Genomic DNA, 24156 nt, shown 5'->3' on the forward strand with positions numbered 1-24156 from the left:
AATAACAAATAACAAATAACAAATAACAAATAACAAATAACAAATAACAAATAACAAATAACAAATAACAAATAACAAATAACAAATAACAAATAACAAATAACAAATAACAAATAACAAATAAATGATTGGTATTTATACAGAAATTGAACGGGGCCAGCGGTGGCTCGATCGCCATCGGGGACAGCAACCGATATTTGCCTGCGTGTTAGGATTCACGGCGACAGGCTTAATTCCGGGGATTTCAGCGGCAGGAGCAACCCCGCGCGATCGACAGTTTACTTGTTTGGCGGATGCAGAATTTTTGTATAACGGCCCCCAACCCTCGCCCCAGTACGCTTTGCCGCCCCTAGAAGCCGGTGCTTCTCCGGTACTGATATCTCGCGCTGTAGTCGAAGCTTTGCAACTTCCCCTTTACCTGTTTAATGCTGGTTTGCCCCTCGCACCTCCGGTACCTGCAATTGATTTGGGCGGTACTGCGGCAAAGTGTCTGATTTCTGGCAATGCTTTAGAACTCGAAACAGTCAAACATTTGCTGGAAAAAGGGTTAATTTGGGGAGCTAAATTGGCGGCTCAAACTAATGGCAGCTATTTAATTTTAGGGGAGTGCGTAGTTGGGGGAACGACTACTGCTTTGGGCGTGTTAATGGGTTTGGGTATTGCAGCGGCAGGCAAAGTTAACAGTTCTCACCCTCGCTGCAATCACGCTCAAAAATTGGCTGCGGTGACAGCGGGACTCGATCGTGCTGAGTGGAAAATTGGCGGACAAAATAGCACTCCCCTGGATTTGGTAGCGGCGGTGGGCGATCCGATGCAGGTAGCGGTGGCGGGAATGGCGATCGCCGCGAGTCGGACTTGCGGGGTGCTCTTGGCTGGCGGCACGCAAATGCTGGCAGTCTACGCTTTGATGAAGGCCTTAGCCCGCGAATATGCTCTGTTGTGGTGTCCCGAACAAGTTGCGGTGGGGACTACGCGCTGGGTGGTCGAAGACCCGACAGGGGACACGGTAGGACTTGCTAAGGATATTGGCGGTGTGCCTCTGTTGGCGGCGCAGCTCAGTTTTGCGGGTTCTCGCTACCGACAACTCCAAGCTTACGATCGCGGGTATGTTAAAGAGGGTGTCGGTGCTGGAGCGTGTGCGATCGCCAGCGGCTTGGCTGCAAATTGGACTCCTGCTCAACTCCTCCAAGCTGTTGAAGCTTTAGCCTTGCGATGTGAAATCAAACATTAAGTAGGTAGTTATAGCAATCGATAGGGGATTTGTGAACTTCTCTCTTTTTGCTTGCTCTCTCTATGAGTTATCTGCGGTTCGCACAAAAAATATTGTTCGCTAAAGAAAGACGATTGCTATTTCCACACAAAATGTTGCCTTAATTTGCTATTCCCATGCTAATTGTGCGATCGCAAAAACTCTATTGAATAACTCAGAAATAGACGAGCAGAAATCAATCCAACTTGTATTTGTTCGGAGATTAATTCCCGATCGCCAGCAGCAAGATTTAATGAGATCCGCCTGTTTGTTGCGAGTGAATTCTTTTGGAAAGCAACTGTTCTTCTAAGGCTGCAATTCGATTGTAAGCCGCTGTTAGCTGAGCAGTCAGGCGCTGAATTTGAATTTCCGCGCTCAACTCTTTTTCTACGTTTTGATAATTCTTGTCGAAGTAGCCGTCATCTAACAGTACGTCCTTGTGTTCCAGCAGCCCGTCCAGACTGCTGTAGTTTAGATATGGCGAGGTTTTGTGATTTTCTACCGTTCCGGGGCGATCGTTTTTCTGCTGCTGGGCCAGCAGATTCGTCTTCTGAGCCGACTCCAATAACTTTTCATTGAGGTTTTCTATGAGTTTGTAGAGAGCATCGACTTGTTGCGTCAATACTGTAACTTGTTGGCGGAGCGCTTCCATACAATTATCCTTGAGATCCTAACTTATATCTTGACATTCTACGTAAATCTTTACATAACTGGCATTTATCACTAAATTATTTAATTTTTGAGCTAATTGTTGTGTTCCCAATCCTGACGGTAGATTCAGGGATTCAGCTTGTTTATTGGAGATTCTTGGACTGAAGATTTGAGATGCGAGACAGTCGCGGATGCTGAAATTGGTTTTTTAACTCGCACACTTAGTTCTAATACCATTTTTCTTTCATCAATAGTCCGGACAGTTTTCAATCACTAACAGCAGAATGCGGGTTTGGGCCTTCTCAGTGAGGTCAAATGCTAACGGTAGAATGAGGGTTTGGGCCTCGGTCTCAAAAACTGTCCGGAGTATTGTTTCATATGTGCTATGGATGAACTCCGAAGCCCCCCCTTAATAAGGGGGGGTTGGGGGGGGTAATATCTAGCGCTACTTTATGAAATTGGTATAACTTTTAATCAGAGTTAAACAAACGGCTTTTTGAGAGCGGGATGGCGGAGTCTGCCGTTAGATTAATTGCGCGCCACCAGTGCTTTGGGTCAAACAGACTCCGATCGCGGCAGAAGCGAGTACAATAGCTCTGTGTTTGAAAAAGAAATAAGACAAATCGGCGCCAATTACCGGACTCGAAACACAATTATTTTCCGGGCTGCTGAGCACATTCCCCATCGGTCAATATTTAGAAAAGCGGATTCACAGGTGAAACGAAGGTCTTTGCTATTGGGGGCCGCCACCCTAACTTTAAGTCAATTGGCGGCAGGTTGCGACTCGAAGCCCATTCTCAAAATTCGATCGCTCAAAAACGGTATTCCGGCTCAACTCGCAAGCAAATTTAGCCGCGAGTTACAACCGTCTCCAATTTTGCAGGTAACGCAGGAAGCACAATTCAAAGAATTATTCGCGCTGTTGCAGCAGTGGAAACGGACACCTGCAGCCAAAAATCAAGCTGACTTGGTGATGTTGGGAGATTATTGGCTGACTTTGGCAATTCGGCAAAAATTGATTAAGCCGATCGATCCTGCTAAATTTGATAATTGGTCGCAATTGCCCGAAAGATGGCAAAAATTCGTCAGGCGCAACGACGAAGGTAAATTAGACGCTAAAGGTAAAATTTGGGCTGCACCTTACCGCTGGGGAAGTACGGTAATCGCCTATCGAACAGACAAATTTAAGGCTTTGGGGTGGACTCCGACAGATTGGAGCGACTTGTGGAAGCCCGAATTGCGCGATCGAATTTCTCTACCGGATAGCGCCAGAGAAGTTATCGGTTTAACCTTAAAAAAACTGGGAAAATCTTACAATACGCAGCAATTAGATCGAGTTCCCAACCTCAAAAAAGAACTCACAAATCTGAACGCACAAGTTAAACTTTACAGTTCCGACGCTTATTTGCAACCGCTAGTTTTAGGCGATACTTGGTTGGCTGTCGGTTCTTCTGGCGACTTGCTGCCGCTGCTCCAAACTCAAAAAGATATTGCTTTAGTAATTCCGGTTTCTGGAACTGCTCTTTGGACGGATTTGTGGGTAGAACCGGCATCGGCTAAGGCAGTTTCGTTAGCATCAAAATGGATTGATTTTTGCTTGCAGCCTCAAATTGCGCCTCAATTATCTTTGCTCGCCAAAGCTAGTTCGCCGATAATTACCGGCATGAAACCGGAGGATTTGCCTGCGGATATTCGCGCTAATCCCGTGCTGTTACCGCCTGCTAAAATTCTTGCTGCTAGCGACTTTCTGCTGCCTTTGGGGGAGGCGGGGATTCAGCAATATCGATCGCTCTGGCAAGAAATTCGGCAAGTAGTGATATGAAATTCGTTAGCATCGGAATAGTAAATCCACTGTTGACTGTTAACTGTTAACTGTTGACTGTTGACTGTTGACTGTTGACTGTTGACTGTTGACTGTTGACTGTTGACTGTTGACTGTTGACTGTTAACTGTTAACATCATTCATGTGCAACCGGAATTAATATAAAAGGTCAAAGAAACCGGGTTTTTTATCGAATATGCGGGCCAGATCGCATTTTTTTGTGCAGAAACCCAGTTTCTAACTACCCGTGCGTCTAGAACTATTTGATCTGGCATGATTTTTAGTAAAATTCCTGTTCCTAAAAGCCTTTCTTTTTGCCTCTAAGTCCTGGATTTGACAGAGATTCTAAATCTATTTTACAGTTAAGCCGATCGCCCTTGCACGAATAAACCGCCAAAGCCTTCCCTTGACGGTTGCAAACTCGCAGATTGTAACCGTATTGTCTGGAAACCGTGCCGAAGCGGTTGACAAACTGATAGCGTTCGATATAATCTAGCAAGCTCCAAATTTGGCGGTTGACTATGATGATTACAGCAGTGTTATCGCGATCGACAAACCAGCGATCGAGCAATTTGCCGCCAAACAGTTTGTCCGCTAACCACAGACTCGGCACGCTTAGTTCGGCTTGCGAAAGCGGCGGCGGCGGGAAATTCGCAGCGCTACCAGTCGGGCAAAACCGCTGCTGGGAATACGCCGCCGATTGTCCCCACAGCAAAGCCGCGATGCAGGTAGAACTGGCAATTGAGAACAAAAATAAACTTTTTGTCAAAATGCTAGGTCTGCGGGGAAAATCTTGATTTATGTGGCGTAATTTGTGGTAATTCATCATATTATTAGACAAGATTGCATAAATCATTCATTGATACAGAAACCGCAGATGTAAGGCAGATAAACACGGATAAACGCAGATAATTTTCCAAGCGAGGCAGAGCCTCTAGATTTAGGTTCCTTTCGCTGGAGCCTGGGAACCAGTTAATTTTATTATTCTTCAGTCCGCGGAGGCGGACATTGTTTGTATAGTAGCGGTTTCAACCGCCGACTCTTCTTGCTCTTATTTCTGCAAAAAAGTTAAAATTCCGATCGCCTAAACAGCGAAGCAGGCAGACAAGCAGTAAAAGTAGAACCGCAATCCAACTCGCTGCTAACTTCAATATCGCCCCCCATCATCTGACAAAAACGCTGGCTGATAGTCAATCCCAAACCAGTACCGCCGTACTTGCGAGTAGTAGAATTGTCAGCTTGAGTAAAAGGTTGAAACAGCCGCTCTTGCTGCTTTTTTGTCATGCCGATGCCCGTGTCCGTCACTCGAAAAACTAGAAAGTCTGAATCCAAAATTAACATTTGAGCAACCCTCGGTTGATATTGATTTTTTAATTCTTCGCTGGTAATTCTTTCGACATGAAGTACGATCGCCCCATCAGTAGAAAATTTAGCAGCATTGCTCAGCAGATTTAGCATTACCTGCCGCACTTTCATCAAATCGCCGTGCATAGCGCCAACATTCTCAGCAATCAACACTTGCAAAGTATTGCCGTTTTTATCCATTAGCGGTTTTACAGTTGTCGCCACCTCCTCAATTAACCCGCCAACATCGAAGCTTTCGAGGTAAATCTCCATCTTGTCAGCTTCAATTTTGGAAATGTCGAGAATGTCATCAATCAGCTGCAGCAAGTGTTTGCCAGCAGTGCGAATTTTGTCTAAATCCGAGACAACCTCTAAGTTGCCCAACTCCTCGGCATCTTCCACCAACATATCGCTGTAACCAATAATCGCATTCAAGGGAGTCCGCAACTCGTGACTCATGTTTGCCAGAAAAGCACTCTTGGCGCGGTTGGCAACTTCTGCCGCTTCCTTGGCCAACTGCCACGATGCCTCGGCATTTTTGCGGTCGGTAATATCCCTCAGCGTTGCCACCACCGCTTCCACGCTGCCGTCTGTCCCGCAAACTGGACTGAGAATGTATTCGTAATCGCGGGTTCCCCATTTGGCGGTGGGGACGATGACTTCGCCTTTGACGGGCTCGGCTGTGGCAAATACGCTGTCGCATTCTTGGTGAACCCGCTGCATAATTTTTGGCGACCAGCCTAATTCCTGCCAGGTTTTGCCGATCGCGTCTCTGGGGTTCATGCCGGCGGCTAAAGCGGCAGTGCGGCTGACATAGGTGTATTTTCCCGATCGGTCTACTAGAAAAATCAGGTCGAGGGAAGCGCCGAGAATGCCGTCAACTGTTCTGGCGTGTCGGGCTACCTGGGCGCTCATTTGTCTGACGGCGATCGCGCCGCGGACTCTAGCCGCCAGTTCAAACTGCAAGAGTTCGTTGGCTTGTTTGAGGAATAGCGTGCGCTGTTCGACTTCTATTTCTAGTTCTGCCTTAGCTTTTTCTAGAGTAAGTTCGGCTGTTTTGCGATCGCTGACATCTGTAGAAATTGTACCGACTGCATAAACTTTGCCTTGGGAGTTGCAGAGGGGAAATTTGAGAGAAATATAAGTGTGCGGGCCGTCGTCTTGAGGGATGACTTCTTCAATGCTCAAAGGCGTACAGGTTTCGATAACTTTCAGGTCATTTTCTCGCAAGGCTGCCCAAGAGTTTTCGGGAAAAATATCGCCGTCGGTTTTGCCTGTTATTTGCTCTTTTGCCATGTGGAACAAACTGTCAAAATGGCTGTTTGTGAGCAGGTACTTCCCGTCAACATCTTTGACGTAAATCATTGCTGTTGAGTTGTCTAAAATCGCTTGCAGCAGTGCTTCGCTCTTTCGCAGGGCTTTTTGAGTATTTTGGCGTTCCAGTATTTCTCCCTGCAATTCCAAGTTGAGGCGATTTAAATCTTGCCAAGCTTCCTGAACTTGATTTAAGGCGATCGCGCTTTTTTCTGTTTCTGTATTTGCCAGCAGCGGCTGCTGAGAAATCCAGTTTTCATGCAATTCTACGGGTGGGAAGCTTAGCGAAATTTCGGAATTTGCGATTTGCGAGCGATCGCCCGAAAAAATTTTATCTTGAAAATCAACCTCTAATTGACCGTCTAAACTCGTTTTTTTGGAAAATAAACCAAATTCAGCCAAATTTAAATTATCAGATAAACGATCGGAATTCGGGTCTAATTTTTCCAATAGCTGCTGAGGTTCGGCAGTAGAATTAGATGATGAATTCCCCTCTGCTGTTGATAAATCTGACTTAGTGGGTTTGGCGATCGGGCGGGCGACTGCAACCGCCAAAGCGGCGGGGGCGGATGCGGCAGACAGTGCCAGCAGCAGCCAATTGTTCCCCCACCAGATTTCGGAGGTTTCGGGGATGCCCCGCACTAAAATTGCTGCGGGTTTTCCGGCTAAATTGTCAAGAGATATAGCAGCTACTGTATAAGTTTGACCGTCTGTTTGTACCTGGGCGGCGACTGGTTTGCCGTCAGCGGCAACTGCATTTTTTAGGACAGATTTGTTTGCCAGCAAGTCGGGCAACTCTCGATATTTTGTCAGTGTTTGCGCGCTTTTCAAAACAAATTCACCGTCAGCAAGCGGTGTGTAGATAGCGCGATATCCGCCCTCTGAATTGACTGTTTCGCCGACAGCGACTCCCGGAACTAGACTTTGAATTTTTCCTAAAATTAAGGCAGCAATCACTGTCTGAGTTTTGGGATCTTTTACCGGAATTGCTGCGTAGCGGACGAGGAATGGGCGATCGCCCGTTCCGGGCGGCAAAGATAGAAATTGTGCTTGAACTTCAGATTGAGCAATAATTTCAGTGGCGGTAATTTGCTCTTTTGCTGCGAATGCTCGATCGACTATTTTTTCCAGATTAAAACTTTTTTCCTTCTGGTTGAGGTTGACACCAACCACAATCTGCCGATTTTTTCCAACTAATACCGCGCTGTCTATTGCCCCTGTTTTAATTTGAGTTTCCAGAATTTCCTTGACAGAATTTTGCAAATATGGTAACTTTTTGTCGCTGTTATAATTTGAGGCTATTTGGGCGATCGTTTCGCTATCAGAGGAGTTTTGCAAGCGGTCGGCGGCGCGGTTTAGTTGCAGATTGTAGTTGGTTTCACTAAGGCTCAATTCTGATTTAGCTTGGTTTTGCAGTCGATTGCTGTCAACTGCTGATGTCAGCCAAAATGCTGCTGCCATTAATCCGACTGGCAAGATTATTTGTAAAGCCAGCAGTCCGATTAGCTGTTTTCTCGTAAAAGATAAGTTGTACGTGTACGGTTTCAACCCTGCTTGAAATCTTTCAGAAGTCGCAACTTTGGTTAGCTGCGGACAATTTAGCTTACTGTCGTTTAACTGAGTTTGAGCCATAGTAGTAGATGCTGAATCGGTTCTAGATGACACGCGATACCTGAATCTGGAATTATCAACTTGAAATTTAAATTTTCAAGTCCAATTCGGTTAATCAATCATCATAAAATGCTTCGGTATTGCCCGGTATAACCAAGTAATAAAATTACCTGATATTTGACAAAAACGTTTTTTTGTTATTCGATCTGATTGTGTTATTTAGTTGTTTTTACATATTATTTCGGCTCTTATTTAAAGTGTGTTGGAAGCATCCAAACGGGCGCTTTCACAAAAGTGTTTGCGCTTAGATGTAGGCTGGGCTGTGCAGGATGCTCGCACTCAAACAAAAATGCTTTTTGCAAAATTGGGATACTACCGAAGGCAGTCCCCAAACTAGGTACTTTTACGCTCGGCGGTACAGTAAATTCACTTAAGAAAAGTCTAACGTAATTCTGGCGTCAGTTAGCACCCGGTCGATCGAGCTTTTCTCTCTTTTAGCTGCTTCGCCTCAATCCCACAACCGCCTCCCTGCTTTACCGCCCAGTCGCTGGTGAGTATCTTTTAGTAGAGTTGGGATGTCCAACTCTTCGGGACATCTGGGCAAACAGTCGCCGCAATCGGTGCAGCGGTTGCCTTTGCTGCCGGGAAACCAGTGTCCGGCATTTTCAAACATCGCGTAGCGGTATTTACCGAAGTCCGTCATGTCGCAGCCGACGGCGAGATTGCGAAGTCGCAACACTTCGGGAATGTTGATGTTTTCCGGGCAAGGCAAACAGGCATAGCACTGGCTGCATTTGTCGGTTGCCAAACGATCGGCCATAGCTGATTCTAACTTCGCAAATGCAGCGATTTCGCCGTCGGTGAGGGGAAAGTCGCGATCGCAATATTTCAGAGGTTGTTCCAATTCTCTCGGATTTGCAGCCCCCACGCTCACAGTCCCAATCCTAGTATCGCTCAGCAAAAACCGATAGTTCAACTCTAAAGGCGAGAAAGGCGAGCACAATTTTGTCAGAGTTTCCGGGGGCGTGTAGAGTTGCCCTCCTTTGTCTGCCGGGGAAATGATAAAAACGCCCATATCTTTGTCTTTGGCGAGTTGAATTGCCGGGGCGTGGCGCTGAAAAAAATAGTAATAATGCAGGTTGACAAATTCAAACAAATCTGTATTAATTGCCGCCAAAATCAGATCCAGAGGCCCGTGAGTCGAAAAACCGACGTGCCGAATTCTGCCATCAGCGAGGGCTTTTTGTACGGCGCTCATGCAGCCTGCGGGCGATCGCACGATCGCCAAATGTTCCCAAACATTCAAACCGTGAATTGCCAGACAGTCGATATAGTCTAGATTCAAGCGTTTGAGAGACGAATCGATGCAGCGTTCCATAGCAGCAGCATCGTCCGTTGGGGGGATTTTTGTAGTGACGTGGAAGCGCGATCGACCGATCGACAAACCAGCCGAGATGGCCGCACCGAGATATTCCTCGCTGCAACCGTAACCCGCCGCCGTTTCCAGGTGATTGATTCCCTGAGACACCGCCTGCTGTACAGTTTGACAGGCAATTTCCTCAGAAGCCAAATAGCGCATGGTTCCCAAGGAAAATACAGACAGGTGCAAATTTGTTTTGCCAAACCGTCGATAGCGCATAAATCTCAGGAAGTTTCGCCCTGGCCCAAACCGCTTCGCTTGATCAAATCCTCCGGGCGGAGGTTTGAGATAAATTCCCGGAAGGCGCGGCGTTCGGCCTCATCAGCATCTCGATCGACCGGTATCGAAGCATCGGCGACAACTTCTTCCATCACCCAGATGGGGGTATTCGTCCGCAGAGCTAAGGCGATGGCATCGCTGGGTCGGGCATCGAGCTCTTTTTTAACTTCTCCCTGACGGACGATCAGCACGGCATAGAAGGTATTATCTTGCAGCGAGTGAATCACTATCCGCTCCAACGTAATACTCCAGGCCTCTAGGAAAGCGACCATCAGATCGTGAGTTAAGGGTCGAGGAGGCTTGTTGCCTTCGAGAGCGCTAATAATAGCCTTAGCCTGCTCCTGACCGATATAAATAGGCAAAGCGCGTCGCTCAGTAGCGTCTCTCAATAGGACAATAGGACTGCGCGTGGCTGCATCTAAGGCAATTCCAGCGACTTTCATTTCAATCATAAAAATGCTCGGTAAGTGGGAAACTCAGAGACTTTAGTCCTGAGAGGGAAACAACATGGGCGGTTTCAACACATTCGACTACGCTCAGTGAGCACCACCTTGAATCCCCTTTCCCCTTTCGGGGGTAGAGGGGTATGGTTGCCCCTCTTTGGAGATATGGTTGTCTCCGGCTCCCTTTCGGGGTAATGTTCGCTTCGCCAATGTTATGAGAGCTTGTTAGACTTGCAACACTGTCTCAGTGACCTTAAGACTGTTTAATTGCAAATGACAGAGCGGAAAACTAGCGTCGCATTCTCCGGTGTCGTGACTCAAATAACGTAGCCAGTTAAGGCTGAGGCTGGTCAGCACAGCTTGCTTCGATTGCTCTTACAAGCTCAGTCCCTGGTTTTAGGGCTGGGTTACTGACAGAATTAAGAAACTGCAAGGCGGTAGAAAACTCGGACATAAAGATGACCTAAATCCAGTATGACTCGATCTTCGCCTGAATCTGCAACCGATCGGGGACTGTCGATTTTAGATTAAAGAATTGACAAAGAGGGAGAGGGGGGATAGAAAAAGCTCCTGCATCTGGTTTGTGACTGTGGTTTGATGTAAATAGGCGATCGACTAAGGAAAAATACTTATGTTTACAGGACTAATTCAATCTCTCGGAAAACTGAAGTCGCTAGGTAACGACTACTTCCAAATTTCCTGCACCTCAAGCAACTCCTACCAAATTTTACAAGATTTAGCCATTGGCGACAGCGTAGCCGTCGATGGAGTTTGTTTAACAGTAGTAGAAGTTCTGCCCCAAGGTTTTGTCGCCATCGCTTCCCCAGAAACCCTGCGCCGCACAACTTTGGACTCATTCCCCGATGCTTGGGTGAACCTAGAAACATCTTTGCGCGCAGGTAGCAAATTAGGCGGACACTTTGTGACGGGGCACGTAGATGCGATCGGCAGTTTAGCAGCATCAACCCAAAGCGCCAACGCTTGGGAGATGAGGTTTGCAGCCCCACCAGCAGCCAATTCAGCATGGCAGCGTCAAATCGCACCCTACATCGTTTCCAAAGGCAGCATCGCCATCAACGGCATCAGCTTAACCGTCTCCGATTGCGATGCAGACGGAAACTGGTTTGAAATTGCCGTAATTCCCCACAGTTTTTCCGAAACCAATCTCAAATATTTGCAACCAGGAAGCTTAGTAAACTTAGAAGCAGATATACTCGGCAAATACGTAGCAAAATTTCTCCGCAGCGGCCGACAACCGCATCCCGAATCCTGGGAAGAAACCCCCGCAATCAAAAGTTTGGGAACAATTACACCAGAATTCTTAGCAGAACACGGATTTATGTAGATAATTCGGCGGTTAAAACCGCAGCTACAGAAACAGAACTCGACAGAACTTGGCGGTTAAAACCGCAGCTACAGAAACGAAGTCCGCCTCCGCGGACTAAAGAATAAACTTGTAGGGTGCGACAGCGAACTATTCCATCAATAATCGACCACTCAAAGCTGACACATTTACTAACTCTAACTTCTCTCTCTGCGCTCTCTGCGCTCTCTGCGGTTCAAAAATCCAAATCTATTCCCCAACAAAATTGTTTTTCTCCCAAAACAAACCCGCCGCAATTGCCGCCTGCGAAACCAAAAACTATCAACAATCGACCACTCAAAGCTGACACATTTACTAAAACTAACTTCTCTCTCTGCGCTCTCTGCGCTCTCTGCGGTTCAAAAATCCAAATCTATTCCCCAACAAAATTGTTTTTCTCCCATAACAAACCCGCTACAATTGCCGCCTGCGAAACCAAAAACAATCCTGCGATTAATAGCTTTTGAATGCCCCGTGTGTGAACTAATGGATAAGTTAGCAAATTGAGATAAAATGACGGATGTTGCAGTTTTCCCTTAACCACACTTTTAGAAGTAACTTGCTGAAACAAAAAAGCACCTTTACCGTAATTGAATTGCTGCTGCCAAAATTTGTGTAGTGTCAGTTTGTGGGCATGATAGACTATAACTTCGGGTGCGTAAACCGCGCCATAGCCGGAATTAAGCCACCGATGGCAAAATTCCCGATCTTCTCCAGAGAAGGAAAAACTGCCAAAGCCACCGATTTTTTGGAATGAGTCAGCGGGAAGCGCAAAATTGTTAGAAGTAAAAAATTGCGCGCGATCGGGAATAGCATTATAGTAACTGTAAAGGTAATCGATCAGTTGCTGGCTGGCCGTAGAATATATATTATCCGGCAGCGCGTTAATAATTCGACCTCCGATTAAGCAATCCGGTGTTTGGGCAAATCTAGTTTCCAAATTTCGCAGCCAATCTGCCGCCACAGTACAGTCATCGTCAGTAAACACTAAAAATTTGCCCTCGGCTGCAAAAGCCCCAGTATTTCGCGCCGTAGCCGGGCCAGAATTTGGTTGTGTCAGAAGTGTGAGATTTAGCTGATTTTGAAAAGGAGAAATTGTACTTTCTACAGATATTTCCGTGCTGTCGTTAACGACAATGACTTGAAACTTATCGCGCGGATATTCTAGCGCCACAAAAGACTGAAGACAATGCGCTAATTTGTCGGGGCGATTGTAAGTCGGAACAATAATTGAAAATAGAGTTTCAGCTTGGTTCATAATAACTAATAACTTTTAATTTTTCAAGCGATACAGCACCGACTCAGTATTAAAATCTTTGCCGAAAACTGGTTGTAGCGGGCCATCGGGACTTGTCAGCCAAGATAGAGCTTTTCTGGTAGCTGCGTCTGTCTCAGTCAGGGGCCCGAATCCCACAAGGCTAATTTTATTTTGTCGGAGGCTGTCAATCCATGCCGGAATTCGATCGGCTCTAAAGGGTATGTATAAAACTTGTCTGTCTAAATTTCTCCCGTAAAACAGGTAGCTGCGGGAGCTCAGAAAGAAGCCGATTCTTTCATCCGGTACTGTATTTCGATCGATATACTCGTAAATGCCGCGATACAGTTGGGTTCTAGCAATATCTCGTTTTTGCCTCGCCACCCAACTAGCACTTACCATCAATGCTATACACAGACAAATTATCATGATATAACTCGATTTTTTTAAGTTTACCAGTTTATTTTTTAACTCGGTTAAACTTGAACTTTGCTTAAACAAAATCCAACCTAACAGCATGAAGCCAAGATAAGCTAACAGGTATATTGCTAAATCTAGCCCGTAGGGAGCTAATATTTTCATCACCATATTGAGGGCTTCCACTGGCTCGGATTTAAACCTGTCAATCAACCCGCTTCCCCAAACAATACTGTTGCCGGTAAAAGAAGCATTTTTAATTAGGTCAAAAATTATGTTGCTAATAATGCCGGAAATACTGCTAATTAAAACAACTGCTACGACAATTTGATTCGGAGTTTTTAATTTGGTTGCTGTAGCTGCTGCAGCTATGCCTAGCAAGCTTAGGAAGGGAAATCCGTATCTGAGATTGAAACCGAGTATGGGGCTGAGTTGACCGATCGACTCTCCAGCAGTACCGGAGGTGTAAGGTGTAATTAGATACAGAATTCCGGTGCTGGCGAGAACCACAATTAAAATGATACTATTTTGATTGATTGTTCTGGTTTTAGTTTGCAACAAAGCCAGAGGTGCTGCTAAGACTTGAAGTGCGATCGCCAGAAAGGGCAGTTGCAATCTCGCGATAATTTGTGCTCCGACAGTTTGCCAGTGAGAGATATTGCTGGGATTAAATTGAGCTGCTAAAGTGCTTTGCCAAATCTTTAGAAGTGGCGAAGCGGGCGGCTGCTGTACCGAAGGTATTGGTGCAGGTATGGGAGACTGTATGCGAACAGGCTCTAAAGGAATTTTAATATCGCCGACTTCGCCGACAGGATAATTGATTTGCAGCAAGTTTCTCGCATACCAAAAACATCCTAAAAGCAAGCAACAAGCTACACCGCACAGCAAGACTGGTTTGAGAAAGTGGCGAATTATCAAATTAGCTGGTGTGGAATCTTGAGTAAGGGCGAATCTTGTAATTTCTAATATTGCTAATCCTCCTAAGAGTGAGGCTGCATAAACTAGGCCAGTAATTTTTATTCCTGCTAGCATTCCTACAGATGCAAAAAATAGGGATAGTTCCCAGACTGCTCGGCTTTTATGATAGGATAAACCTAGATACAAACCTACTGTAAATATGGCAGCTAGCGGTAGGTCTGGGTGAATGGTGTTAATTTGGTTGAGCACCATCGGTACTGTCAATACTAATGTTGATGCTGCCATAGCGTGAATTCTGGTTGCTCCAAATTTTACGCTCAATAGATAGACGGCTATTCCTTCAATTACCCAGGCTATTAGCAGGGGAAAAGCTGCGAGAAAGTCTTCTTTGAAGGGGAACACGCACAAGGCAGATAAAACGTGCCAGTTGTAGGGATATACTCGGGCTTGCTCCTGTTCAAAAATCCAGTTTCCGGCGGCATCTAATAGTGTAAAGGAATGGGTTTGATACCATCGGGCGATCGCACTCAGGTGAAACCACAATGAGTCATAATTGGTTGTGGGTTTGGTTGCTAGGGTGTAACACAGCACAATTCCTGCAAAAGCGGCGGTCAAAATAATTAGAATTTCGGAGTTGTTGAGGGGTTGCTTGAGTTTGGGGATCTGCCAATGCGATAAGGTAAAAGCTCTGTTTTTTTTGGTATAGATCGGGATTGTGCCGATCGCGCAAATCAAAATTTCTGCTATAATGACTTGAGCGAGATTTAGGCGGTCGGCACTTCCTAAAATCAAGCCGGTACAAACTTGTATGATGCTCCATCCCGTCAGAATTACGAGCATAAAATGGGCAAGCGAACAGTTACTGTTTGCTTTCTGATTCTCGAAAGCCAGAAACAAGCTTAAGGGAATTGGCCCGAATACAATTATTAGAAATAAAGTTAATTCCCACAAATGCTGCGTTATTAGCATAAGCTACTATTTACCAATTTTTATGGGTTTTTCCTAGCTATCAGGTTCTTATACCAATTTCATAAAGTAGCGCTAGATATTACCCCCCCCAACCCCCCCGCGAGTTCGGGGGGGCTAAGATTTTATCCATACCACATCTTTAGAAAAATGGTATTAATGGTAACGAGAAATCTATCAAGTTCGCGGTTTTTGTGATGGTAATCGATTGAGAGCCTTCTTGGGAGAGGACTCGCATTCGTCACTAAAAACCAGACAAGTTTGTAGTGAGGAATGCGAGTCATTATAGCCTTTCTCAAAAAAGTGAGGTATGCCCAATTCCCAATTCCCAATTCCCAATTCCCAATTCCCAATTCCCGACAGTACCTCATCTTTCGCTTGAAAGGCTATATCAAAAGCCTATCTGCTTACTTGCTTCTGAGTTTTGGGTTTGACGGCTTCTTTATCTTTAGGCGCTGAAGTGTCAGCTTTTAACAATTCCGGGAATGGTGGCTGGAGGTTGTGAACTTCGATGTCCATTCCCAGCGGCAGAGGTGGAAGCATGGGCAGATCGCTTTCTAAATCCTTGAGTCCCCTAGCGCTTTGTATTTCGACGATTTTCGGCATTAGGGGTACTTTGGCGGTTTCCAAAGTGCCGATCATTTTGGCTACGGCGAATTCTAGCTGAGCGCCCGGATCGATCGCCACCCAACCCCGATCGGTCATTTGCCGCACCTCGAAGTGGAGGTGAGGCCCTGTAGACATTCCCGTACTGCCGACTCGGCCGATAGTTTCTCCCTGTTTCACAAACTCTCCGGGTTTGACAAACAGTTCCGAAAGGTGGCCGTAGAGAGTTTCCTGAGACTGTTTGTTGTGGTTGAGAACCACTGTCAAACCGTAGCCGCCCAACCAATCGGCGATCGCCACTTGACCTGCATAAGCAGCCAGTACGGGCGTTCCCATCGGAGCTCCCAAGTCTGTTCCGGTGTGAAACCTGCCGTAGCCCATAACCGGATGAGTCCGCCACCCGAACGGCGAAGTAATTTCTGCAGCAATAGATAGCGGAAACAGCAGGCTGGTGTTGCCATTTCCGGGCTTTCCTAAAGGACGGGGCGTGAGATTGTAGTAAGCAAAACCTGTATTGCTGCCGCTGCTGACACTAACCGCACCGACTTGAATCGGCCCCAGTCCCATGCTGGGCGCTGGAGCTGGGCCGCCGTAGGATGCAGGGTTAACCGAGTAGCCGCTGTCTGCCCAGGAGCCTCTGTCTGCCCAGGAGTCTCTGGGTTTATAAGCGGATTGACCTCGGTTTTCTTGCCCCCAAACCTGGTTGCCTATTTGTTCTAGGGCTCGATCGAGTTTGCGATCGGAATTACCGCGATTGTTTTCGGCAAAATTTCCCCGCACATTTCCCGGAACATTTTCCCGAACATTTCTCGGAAGATTGCCGGGAAGGTTTTGTGGCAGATTTCGTGGTGGAGGGGGTGCAATATATGAGTTACCTGCGATCGGAGCTTCCCGGCTGTCATTGGGTTCTTGTGCGATCGGAGTTTCCGGGCTGTTGCTGGGAGGGGCGGCTTCGGCCCTGACCGGCTCGTCCACAGCAGCAGTCCCGCAGGAACCGCCTGAATACCAGGAACCTTCGCAGCCGCTCGATCGCTCTGCAAACTCGATTCTTGTCGGCGGTTCGTAGTAGTCGCTGCTAGCACCAGCGCTGTAGTCTGTTTGGTCGCTTTCTGCGTAGGCCGGGTTAACTGGCGCTTCAAAAGGAGGCTCCTGGGCCGTCGCTTCTGGCAGGGGAATCAGCGCGGGTTCGGGCAAATAATACTGGGATGGAGGTGCTTCTGTGACGTAATCTGACTGCCGGGGCGGTTCGGCATAGACAGGTTCGGGAGCCGGAGCTTCTGCCTGCGGTTCGGGGTACGGTTCTGGCTCCGCTTGACTGAATGCCGGTTCCGGGGGCGGCAGAGGTGCTTCAAATAGCGGCTGGAGGTCTGCGGCGCTGGGGACGGCTTGTTCTGGCGGAGTTTCGGTTTGGGCCCACACTAGACCTTTGCTGAGCAGTCCCAAACTGGCGAGGCAGCCCAGTCCCACCAGCAGCGAGCGATCGGACAACAGGCGCGATCGAGTCCGGGGGCCTTTAGGGTGATTTTTTGGCTCTTTGGTTTTCAAACGAGCTGTGATTTGTTTGTCTGGAAAAGGTTTCACGATTTTTTTTTCCCAACTCAACAGGGGACGCAAGGAGATCGAAGTCAGTCTATTTGAGATTTGAGCTTTGAGATTTACTTGCAGCATTAAAATCTGGAAGCAGGAATCTCAGTCTCAAGTTTTGGGCTGCTGGCGACAGGAGTCTTGGAGCAAGTATCTGTTTTTTGGCCTGGTCTGGATCGAATGTCTGGCAATCGGGATCTTTAAAATCTAGAAACTTAACTGATTTTACCTGGCTGGAGGCAATTTTTTTAGCGCGTCGAACCAGCTAGAATGCTGCTGCGTCGATTGGCGGTCGATGCCCTGGTTTTTGGGTTTCCGATTGCACTGGCGGTCGCGGACTGTGAGGGCCACAATGATGATAGCGCTTTGGGGTTCCGGCGTGTTAATTAGTTGTCTGTATTTATCGGGTTGCGCCAAATTTGGGCAGCTTCCACCGCAGTTAACCGCCTCCTTGATGCCGATTTTTTTGATGAAAGCCGATCGCGCGCATTTAAACTCTGTCGCCAAAATTGTTGATTGCTTAGAATAGAATGCAAATGATTCGCTTGGGGATGGATGGGTTTGATGACTTTAGCTGGCGATCGCTTGACAAATTTTTCTGACTCTCAACAAACCGGACAAGCTGGGGGGAGCGGTTGGCAGTGGCAGCACTCGCAAGGTTTGCCCTATCTAACTTGTAGCCTGCTCTCCCGGTGGTCTCACGGCTTTTTTACTCGCGATTTCTCGCCCCAAGGCCCGATCGAGCTGACAGAAGTTCTCGCACCCGGAGCCCTGGTTTACCGCCTCCAGCAGGTACACGGCAATGCGGTAGTCAAAACCGATCGATTGACCCCGGTTCGGGGTACGGTGTCGCCCGCCGCCGCTCAAACCTATGTTGAGGCTGATGGCTTGGTGGCAGAACGCGAGTTTGAGGCGCTGTGGGTTTGCTCGGCCGACTGCGTGCCGGTGCTGATTGCTGACGATCGTACCGGACTGGTTGCGGCAGTTCACGCAGGTTGGCGCGGGACTGCTGCTAAGATATTACCAGAGACGATCGACCAACTTGTGGCCGCCGGCAGTCAACTAGAAAATCTGAAGATTGCTATGGGCCCGGCGATCGCTGGAAAAGTTTACCAGGTATCCGTGGAAGTGGCAGCGTCTCTGGGAGCGGCGATTGCTCCCCACAGTGCAGTTGGTGCCACAGCCGAGGGCATTCTAGAGTTTTTGCGCCAACTGCCAGAATCTCCTGTACGGGCAGATCCAGAACCGGGAAAAGTACGCTTGGATGTTCGCCTCTGCAATGCTCTGCAATTGCAGCAATTGGGAATCGATCTTTCTCAAGTGGCGATCGCTCCTTTCTGTACTTATTCTGACTCGGCTCGCTTTTTTTCCTACCGCCGCGATCGACTAAAAAAAATCCAGTGGTCGGGAATTGTCAGCGCCTGCTGGACAAGTTAATGCTCAAAGCATTCGGCAGCAGGTAAAATTTGAGACAGCTAAGGTAAAAACAAAAATCTTTGGATTTATAATTTTTTATTTCCTGTTGCCGAATGCCTTCTACTTTTTTCTACCTTCGCAAGGTTTGCTGATTCCTGTCCGCTCAGCTAAAAACTACCAGCAAAACTTTTGGGAAAGCGGCCGCGAACCCCCGCCCCGCTTTCCTCTCTTGTTAAGATTGCACTATAACGAGAGTCTCGGGCGGGTTATTAAAATCAATGACCCAGCGCTGGTGGATCAAAAATGCTTAGCGATCGAAAGGTTAACTCGCGGTTAACCATAACATCCTACACTTTCATACCACGGCGGTTCACACCGCCCGCTCGCATCCCTCTCAGGTCTAAAGACGCTGAGTTTTCTGCATACCAATAAGTTTTATGAGTGAGCCAACTCCCTATCAACTGCTAGAAGTCGATGAAGATGCTTCCTTTGATGAAGTGCAAGAGGCCCGCACCCGTCAGGCAGAGCAGCACAGCGGCGACAAGAAACGTTTGGAATCGATCGAAGCTGCTTATGACGCGATTCTGATGGATCGCCTGCGACAGCGACAGGAAGGTAAAATTAAAGTCCCCGAACGCATCCGCTTTCCCGAGCGGCTGACTCCGCCACCGGCAAGCTTTACTCCGTCTCCTCCGTCGGGCAGCCCTGCTTGGTTGCAGCGGCTGATCGATACTCCTAGCCGATCGGACATTTTGTGGCCGGCTGGCGTATATGCGGGGTTGGGCGGACTGAGTATTTATCCGGCGGCTAATGATTCTTTACTGCAGTTGACTCTAGCTCTTGGAGTCGGCACTTGTCTTTATTTTGTTAATCGCAAGGAACAAAAATTTGGTCGGGCCGTGCTGCTGACTGTGGCTGGCTTGGTTGTAGGCTTGGTGCTGGGAGGTCTTTTGGGCCCTTTGCTCAGTACAGCATTTATCTCAACAGAGAAACTTATTGCTTTGTTTACGTTTTTGATTCTGTGGCTGGTCAGCAGTTTTCTGCGATAGTCAGTAGTTAGTGGTTATTTGTGATTAGTTATTTGTGATTTGTTGGTTCCTAGTTCTTCAGTGTTATTTGTTGATTCTTAATAACAACTAACAACAATTAAGAGCCAGTAACCAATAACCAATAACCAATAACTAATAACCAATAACTAATGACTACCTAAAATCATCTCAACTGCTTCGCTCAAATTGTTAGCAATTAAATCCGGTTGGTGCATTTCTAGTCGAGTGCGATCGCGAATTCCGCACAAAACACCAATTACCTTGACACCGTGCGTTTTTGCCGCTATCATATCCGCCTCAGTATCCCCCACCATCCAAACCTCAGACGCCGGCGGCAGCTCGGCGAGAGCTCTTGCCATCAGCAGGGGCTTATCTTTGACATCCCCGGTTTTGACGTAATCGTTGGGGAGGCAGTAGCGACGGTTTTCAGGGAAAAATTGCCCTAAATTGCAGCGGGTGAAAGCTTCGTCTAGTTCCCTGACACGGCGCATGGTCATCACCGTTAAGTCTACTCCAGCGCGCTGCACCTTCTCTAAGGTTTCCACGGCCCCCTTAGCTGGTCGATCGTAAATCAGGTAGGGGAGAGTGTGGACGATTTGACGGCGCTTCTGGGCAAATTCCAGGGCTTGAGCCTCGTCTAATCCTGAAAGGATGCCGATTTCGGTTTCGGGAACCCGCGCCCGCTTCATGTCCCAAAACTCGGCTAAGGCGAGTTCGCGGACTGGTCGATCCTCGCGTTGAGTTTCGGCCAGACAGTGCAAGTAAACTCGGTAATAGCGATCGGACACGTCCATAATCGGGCCGTCAAAGTCAGTAATAAGTCTCAGCATTTAGCAGAGTATTTTCCAGCTTTTATACAAATTGTTCGATATTGTATCACTTCAAGGTAACAGGTTATTTACAAAAATTGGCACAAATACCCTGAGCAAGTAAACTTTATATAAATGGTGATAACTAAAGGCAACAGTTAAATTAAACTGTACCCGTTCTAAAATGTAGCAGTTGCAACCAATATCAGGTAAGATACAATGAACAAGTGCAGCAAAACAAGCGCAGATCCCTATATTTAATCAGTCAATCCAGCCCTAAATCCACGATGATTTCAGACTGAGTTTCAATAAATATTCAAAACATTGGGTCTAACTCATACTCGGCTAGCTTTGTTAATCACAAAAAACTTCTTAGAAGAGTTCAATTTTCAATTTTGTTAAATCAACCGTAACGTTTGGTTGCACCTGTCACAAGTTAAAACCAGTATATTGCGGCATATTCCATGTAGATGTAGAGAGCGAGAAACCGGGTTTCTGCGAACAGAATCAGTAACAATGCGAAAACTGTAAAAAAACCCGGTTTCTGCGGTATACTTAATAAACCTGGAATACGCTGTAAGTCCTAACGGTATTTGTCCTAAAATCGCCAAGGTAAAAATTATCCACAGAATAGAAGAGAGAATTTTAGGGCGAGAAAGGAGTATGTTCTGATGATTGTGAGAGAAGCTAAAATTGCTGACGCACCTGCAATTGCACGAGTTAATCTAGACACTTGGCGGACAGCTTACCGAAAAATTGTGCCGGCAGATTACCTCGCGCAACTGTCATATCAAAAACGAGAAAACAACTGGCAAGAAATCCTGTCAAACGTCAAAAATACTGGGGATTTTGTCTGCGTTGCTGAGAATGACTCTGGACAAATTGTGGGTTTTGCTGCGGGCGGCTGCGAGCGTACAGGCAAATATGTTTATCAAGGAGAATTATTTGCTATCTATATTTTGGAGGAATATCAGCGTCAGGGAATCGGACAGCAACTCGTGCGAGCAGTTGTCACAAAATTGACTGAATCAAGCTTGAATTCGATGCTGGTTTGGGTACTGGGAGAAAATTCAGCCTGCAAGTTTTATGAATTTTTGGGAGGTGAAAAAGTGGACGAACACCAAACAAATAAAGCAGGAGTTGCAGTCAAAGAAATTGCCTACGGGTGGAATGATATCGCACCGCTGAAAAACAGGCTTGATTGACCAAAAATTGGCAGTTTTGTCAATTATCGATTAAATTTCCCCTCTTCATTTGTTCCCGTTCAATTGCCTCAAATAAAGCTCTAAAATTGCCAGCCCCAAAACCTCCAGCTTGCACCTTTTTGCCGTTAATTAAAGAAACTCGGCGCTCAATAATCTCGAAAAAGAAAGTCGGTTCGGCAAAAATTGGCTGAGTAAAGATTTGCAGCAGCATCGCGGCGGGAGTATTGTCTTGCCAATCTGCCAAGACTTGAGAATCTGCAATTGCTTGCCAATCTGCGGGCAAATAGTTTTGCCGCTGTTGCAATTGGGAGTAATATGTTGCAGGAACGGGCAGAAAAGGCAAACCGCGCGATCGCAAATCGGCAACAACCCTTACAATATCAGCAGTTTGTAAAGCCATGTGCTGAATTCCCGACCCCCGATTTGCACTCAAAAACTCTTGAATTTGAGAATTAGTCGATGCCGGTTCGTTAATCGGGAATTGCGCCCCACCTTCAGCGTGCATCATAACTTGGCTTCGCAAGGCCGACTTTTCAGTCTTAATGTCAAAATTTTGCTGCGGCGCAAAACCTAATATTTTTTGATACCAACTAACAGCACTTGACAAATCGCCCGATTCAACATTTAAAACTACGTGGTCGATTAAGGTAAACAGCGACAGCTTACCAGAAGCGGGTAGCGCTAAATTTTCTTCTATTTGCTCAACCAGCGTGTGGCTTAAATCTCCCCAACCTGCGATTTTTGCCCGCTTAAAACAGCCTGCTGCTGTGAGGTTCTTTTGAATCGGTTCCAGAATTTGAGCGCCTGCAGCAGCCGCTCTAGCTACTGCTAATTCGATATTTTTTACCCGAAAACCCACATCGGCAATTCCGGGAGGATGAAACTTCAACCAACTAGCAGCGGGACTAGCGGGTGTCAGGGGCGAAGATAAAACAAAACATACATTACCGCTGCTGACAGATTCAGTGCTAGTGTGGCTGTTGCAAGAACCTGCGATTGATTTAAAGCCTAAGTGGCTGACAAACCAGTCGCGGGATACTTTAGCATTTTCTACGTAAAAGTGAATGCGGTCAAACTCCATAATCAATAATTGAAAATGGCAAGTGAAAAATGGAAAATCGGCTGATTTTTAGTGAAAAACTGCCAAGTACAGACAGAGGAATGGATATTTTTCATTTATTTTTAAAGCGCTCGCTTAATAATAACGCAAAAAGTCAATATAATCACTCCCTCCGAAGGTAGAAATACATCGGCACTTAAAAGAAACTCTGTATCTGGGATAACTTGAGTTTGGTGCGTTGACTGAGGCAACCGGTCAGGTTCGGCATCAGTACCCAGCGCTGTCTGGCCTGTTAAGTTGGAACTGCACAAATAGCATAAAACCGCTATTTCACGTTAGAATTTTTCAGACTTAAAGTCAAGAAGATTGCTTGGGGAGAGTTATATCAATTCCGGTTGCACTCATACCGGAATTGTTGACTGTTGACTGTTGGCTGTTGAGGGGCGGGTGGAAAAACTGAATTGCACCTGTTTTTTTTGCAGCAAAACGATGGACGGCGCGCATCAAAACTCGTCTGCTGTGCAATTTATACATTGCAAACTACTAAAAGAACAAATGACTTTCGGGCTGAATATTAATTTCTAGCGGCACAGCTTGCGGGTCAGCAGCAAGAGCAAACATAATCGCATTTGCAGCAGTTTCAGGACTCAGCATTTTTGACCTGTCTACCTTCAAACTCACATTATCCCAAAACGGAGAATCCACCCCGCCAAAATAGAATAGCGTAAATTTAATGCCGTAGCGGCGCAGCTCATCTGCCATGCACTTGCTGAAACCAACTACTCCAAACTTGGAAGCGCAATAAGCCGTTCCCATCGCCATCGAATGCTTGCCCAAAATCCCGATAACGTTGCAGATGTGACCGGATTTGCGCTCTTTCATGACATTGGCTGCTGCTTGAGATGTGTAAAAACTGCCTTTCAAGTTCAAGTCAAGCATCGCATCTAAATCAGCGGGTTCTAACTTGTTCCACTGCTTGAGAATTCCGGCACCGGCGGCGTTTATGAGGGCATCAATTTGTCCGAAATGTTCGACTGTTTTTTGCATCAGCGTTTCGACTTGCGACAAATCGGTGATATCTGTCGGTACGCAAAGTACCTCTGTTGCGGAAAATTGGCTTGCTAAAGCGTCTAATTTACTGCTGTCTCTGGCGGCGAGCACTAGCGTCGCGCCCGCATCGGCGAGTTTGCGGGCGACTGCTGAACCGATGCCACCAGTCGCACCCACCACAACCACAACTTTGTCTTGCATATTTCTTTACATTTCTTGATGTCCAGATTGCATGATAACTCAAGTTATGGGGAATTGGGAATTGGGAATTGGGAATTGGGAATTGGGGAATTGGGAATTGGGCATTGGGCATTGGGGAATTGGG

The 24156-nt window shown here is 46.8% G+C and carries 20 protein-coding genes; 6 read left to right on the forward strand and 14 right to left on the reverse strand.

Translation table 11 applies throughout. The annotated features are described in order from the left end of the window. Positions 1 to 124: 124 nt before the first annotated feature. Positions 125 to 1231: a nicotinate mononucleotide-dependent phosphoribosyltransferase CobT gene (cobT, locus tag WBA89_RS11000; RefSeq protein ID WP_424406319.1), complete on the forward strand. Its 1107-nt coding sequence runs from the start codon at positions 125 to 127 to the stop codon at positions 1229 to 1231. Positions 1232 to 1499: 268 nt separating this feature from the next. Here the strand turns inward: cobT and WBA89_RS11005 are convergent, their stop codons facing one another. Then, on the reverse strand, positions 1500 to 1901 hold the full coding sequence (locus tag WBA89_RS11005; protein ID WP_424406320.1) for a hypothetical protein: 402 nt from the start codon (positions 1899 to 1901) through the stop codon (positions 1500 to 1502). A 714-nt stretch (positions 1902 to 2615) separates the two neighbouring features. On the opposite strand from WBA89_RS11005, the gene WBA89_RS11010 reads away from it, so the two are divergent. After that, positions 2616 to 3722 carry an extracellular solute-binding protein gene (locus WBA89_RS11010; protein WP_424406336.1) on the forward strand — a complete coding sequence of 369 codons (1107 nt, stop codon included), beginning with the start codon at positions 2616 to 2618 and terminating at the stop codon, positions 3720 to 3722. On the opposite strand, the gene WBA89_RS11015 is transcribed toward WBA89_RS11010, so the two are convergent. From WBA89_RS11015 to WBA89_RS11035, 5 genes are all read right to left on the reverse strand, one after another. Further along, entirely contained in the window at positions 3674 to 3862 is a 189-nt protein-coding gene (locus WBA89_RS11015; protein WP_424406321.1) for a hypothetical protein, read from the reverse strand. The genes WBA89_RS11010 and WBA89_RS11015 overlap by 49 nt on opposite strands. Positions 3863 to 4020: 158 nt before the next feature. Then, on the reverse strand, positions 4021 to 4551 hold the full coding sequence (locus WBA89_RS11020) for a hypothetical protein (protein ID WP_424406322.1): 531 nt from the start codon (positions 4549 to 4551) through the stop codon (positions 4021 to 4023). Between the two features lie 239 nt (positions 4552 to 4790). Continuing rightward, a complete protein-coding gene (locus tag WBA89_RS11025) occupies positions 4791 to 8045 on the reverse strand; it encodes a PAS domain-containing sensor histidine kinase (RefSeq protein WP_424406323.1) in 3255 nt (1084 codons plus the stop codon). Between the two features lie 454 nt (positions 8046 to 8499). After that, positions 8500 to 9630: an aldo/keto reductase gene (locus WBA89_RS11030; RefSeq protein WP_424406324.1), complete on the reverse strand. Its 1131-nt coding sequence runs from the start codon at positions 9628 to 9630 to the stop codon at positions 8500 to 8502. A gap of 5 nt (positions 9631 to 9635) precedes the next feature. Then, positions 9636 to 10142, reverse strand: coding sequence for a bifunctional nuclease family protein (locus WBA89_RS11035; protein WP_193973268.1), 507 nt, complete (start codon positions 10140 to 10142; stop codon positions 9636 to 9638). A gap of 622 nt (positions 10143 to 10764) precedes the next feature. On the opposite strand from WBA89_RS11035, the gene ribE reads away from it, so the two are divergent. Continuing rightward, on the forward strand, positions 10765 to 11478 hold the full coding sequence (gene ribE, locus WBA89_RS11040) for a riboflavin synthase (RefSeq protein WP_424406325.1): 714 nt from the start codon (positions 10765 to 10767) through the stop codon (positions 11476 to 11478). Positions 11479 to 11869: 391 nt separating this feature from the next. Here ribE and WBA89_RS11045 read toward each other — a convergent pair whose 3' ends face one another. The 4 genes from WBA89_RS11045 to WBA89_RS11060 all read right to left on the reverse strand — a co-directional run bounded on the left by WBA89_RS11045 (position 11870) and on the right by WBA89_RS11060 (position 17749). Next, positions 11870 to 12754: a glycosyltransferase gene (locus tag WBA89_RS11045; protein WP_424406326.1), complete on the reverse strand. Its 885-nt coding sequence runs from the start codon at positions 12752 to 12754 to the stop codon at positions 11870 to 11872. Positions 12755 to 12769: 15 nt separating this feature from the next. Further along, positions 12770 to 15055 carry a hypothetical protein gene (locus WBA89_RS11050; RefSeq protein ID WP_424406327.1) on the reverse strand — a complete coding sequence of 762 codons (2286 nt, stop codon included), beginning with the start codon at positions 15053 to 15055 and terminating at the stop codon, positions 12770 to 12772. 396 nt (positions 15056 to 15451) lie between these two features. Next, positions 15452 to 17239: a peptidoglycan DD-metalloendopeptidase family protein gene (locus WBA89_RS11055; RefSeq protein WP_424406328.1), complete on the reverse strand. Its 1788-nt coding sequence runs from the start codon at positions 17237 to 17239 to the stop codon at positions 15452 to 15454. A 228-nt stretch (positions 17240 to 17467) separates the two neighbouring features. Next, entirely contained in the window at positions 17468 to 17749 is a 282-nt protein-coding gene (locus WBA89_RS11060) for a hypothetical protein (RefSeq protein WP_424406329.1), read from the reverse strand. A 57-nt stretch (positions 17750 to 17806) separates the two neighbouring features. Here WBA89_RS11060 and pgeF point away from each other — a divergent pair, with 57 nt between their 5' ends. Together pgeF and WBA89_RS11070 are read left to right on the forward strand one after the other, a co-directional pair. Further along, the gene (gene pgeF / locus WBA89_RS11065; RefSeq protein ID WP_424406337.1) at positions 17807 to 18679 is read left to right on the forward strand and encodes a peptidoglycan editing factor PgeF; all 873 of its coding nucleotides are present in this window, start codon (positions 17807 to 17809) and stop codon (positions 18677 to 18679) included. 416 nt (positions 18680 to 19095) lie between these two features. After that, positions 19096 to 19707, forward strand: a complete 612-nt coding sequence (locus WBA89_RS11070) for a CPP1-like family protein (protein ID WP_424406330.1) — start codon at positions 19096 to 19098, stop codon at positions 19705 to 19707. A 146-nt stretch (positions 19708 to 19853) separates the two neighbouring features. On the opposite strand, the gene WBA89_RS11075 is transcribed toward WBA89_RS11070, so the two are convergent. Continuing rightward, a complete protein-coding gene (locus WBA89_RS11075) occupies positions 19854 to 20537 on the reverse strand; it encodes an HAD family hydrolase (protein ID WP_424406331.1) in 684 nt (227 codons plus the stop codon). A 650-nt stretch (positions 20538 to 21187) separates the two neighbouring features. Between WBA89_RS11075 and WBA89_RS11080 the strand changes: the two genes are divergently transcribed. Beyond that, a complete protein-coding gene (locus WBA89_RS11080) occupies positions 21188 to 21721 on the forward strand; it encodes an N-acetyltransferase family protein (protein WP_424406332.1) in 534 nt (177 codons plus the stop codon). Positions 21722 to 21740: 19 nt separating this feature from the next. On the opposite strand, the gene hppD is transcribed toward WBA89_RS11080, so the two are convergent. The 3 genes from hppD to WBA89_RS11095 all read right to left on the reverse strand — a co-directional run bounded on the left by hppD (position 21741) and on the right by WBA89_RS11095 (position 24032). Beyond that, positions 21741 to 22802: a 4-hydroxyphenylpyruvate dioxygenase gene (gene hppD, locus WBA89_RS11085; protein WP_424406333.1), complete on the reverse strand. Its 1062-nt coding sequence runs from the start codon at positions 22800 to 22802 to the stop codon at positions 21741 to 21743. A gap of 336 nt (positions 22803 to 23138) precedes the next feature. Continuing rightward, positions 23139 to 23315, reverse strand: coding sequence for a hypothetical protein (locus tag WBA89_RS11090; RefSeq protein ID WP_424406334.1), 177 nt, complete (start codon positions 23313 to 23315; stop codon positions 23139 to 23141). Positions 23316 to 23324: 9 nt separating this feature from the next. Next, entirely contained in the window at positions 23325 to 24032 is a 708-nt protein-coding gene (locus tag WBA89_RS11095) for an SDR family oxidoreductase (RefSeq protein WP_424406335.1), read from the reverse strand. Positions 24033 to 24156 lie beyond the last annotated feature (124 nt).

It is taken from the genome of Microcoleus sp., from assembly GCF_049646505.1.
Lineage (GTDB): Bacteria > Cyanobacteriota > Cyanobacteriia > Cyanobacteriales > Microcoleaceae > Microcoleus.

What these genes read in the sequence shown, in the direction of transcription:
- cobT (WP_424406319.1), top strand. Translation starts at nt 125, where the DNA reads ATGATTGGTATTTATACAGAAATTGAACGGGGCCAGCGGTGGCTCGAT.
- WBA89_RS11005 (WP_424406320.1), bottom strand. Translation starts at nt 1,901, where the DNA reads ATGGAAGCGCTCCGCCAACAAGTTACAGTATTGACGCAACAAGTCGAT.
- WBA89_RS11015 (WP_424406321.1), bottom strand. Translation starts at nt 3,862, where the DNA reads ATGATGTTAACAGTTAACAGTCAACAGTCAACAGTCAACAGTCAACAG.
- WBA89_RS11020 (WP_424406322.1), bottom strand. Translation starts at nt 4,551, where the DNA reads ATGATGAATTACCACAAATTACGCCACATAAATCAAGATTTTCCCCGC.
- WBA89_RS11030 (WP_424406324.1), bottom strand. Translation starts at nt 9,630, where the DNA reads ATGCGCTATCGACGGTTTGGCAAAACAAATTTGCACCTGTCTGTATTT.
- WBA89_RS11035 (WP_193973268.1), bottom strand. Translation starts at nt 10,142, where the DNA reads ATGATTGAAATGAAAGTCGCTGGAATTGCCTTAGATGCAGCCACGCGC.
- ribE (WP_424406325.1), top strand. Translation starts at nt 10,765, where the DNA reads ATGTTTACAGGACTAATTCAATCTCTCGGAAAACTGAAGTCGCTAGGT.
- WBA89_RS11045 (WP_424406326.1), bottom strand. Translation starts at nt 12,754, where the DNA reads ATGAACCAAGCTGAAACTCTATTTTCAATTATTGTTCCGACTTACAAT.
- WBA89_RS11050 (WP_424406327.1), bottom strand. Translation starts at nt 15,055, where the DNA reads ATGCTAATAACGCAGCATTTGTGGGAATTAACTTTATTTCTAATAATT.
- pgeF (WP_424406337.1), top strand. Translation starts at nt 17,807, where the DNA reads ATGACTTTAGCTGGCGATCGCTTGACAAATTTTTCTGACTCTCAACAA.
- WBA89_RS11070 (WP_424406330.1), top strand. Translation starts at nt 19,096, where the DNA reads ATGAGTGAGCCAACTCCCTATCAACTGCTAGAAGTCGATGAAGATGCT.
- WBA89_RS11075 (WP_424406331.1), bottom strand. Translation starts at nt 20,537, where the DNA reads ATGCTGAGACTTATTACTGACTTTGACGGCCCGATTATGGACGTGTCC.
- WBA89_RS11080 (WP_424406332.1), top strand. Translation starts at nt 21,188, where the DNA reads ATGATTGTGAGAGAAGCTAAAATTGCTGACGCACCTGCAATTGCACGA.
- hppD (WP_424406333.1), bottom strand. Translation starts at nt 22,802, where the DNA reads ATGGAGTTTGACCGCATTCACTTTTACGTAGAAAATGCTAAAGTATCC.
- WBA89_RS11090 (WP_424406334.1), bottom strand. Translation starts at nt 23,315, where the DNA reads ATGTATAAATTGCACAGCAGACGAGTTTTGATGCGCGCCGTCCATCGT.
- WBA89_RS11095 (WP_424406335.1), bottom strand. Translation starts at nt 24,032, where the DNA reads ATGCAAGACAAAGTTGTGGTTGTGGTGGGTGCGACTGGTGGCATCGGT.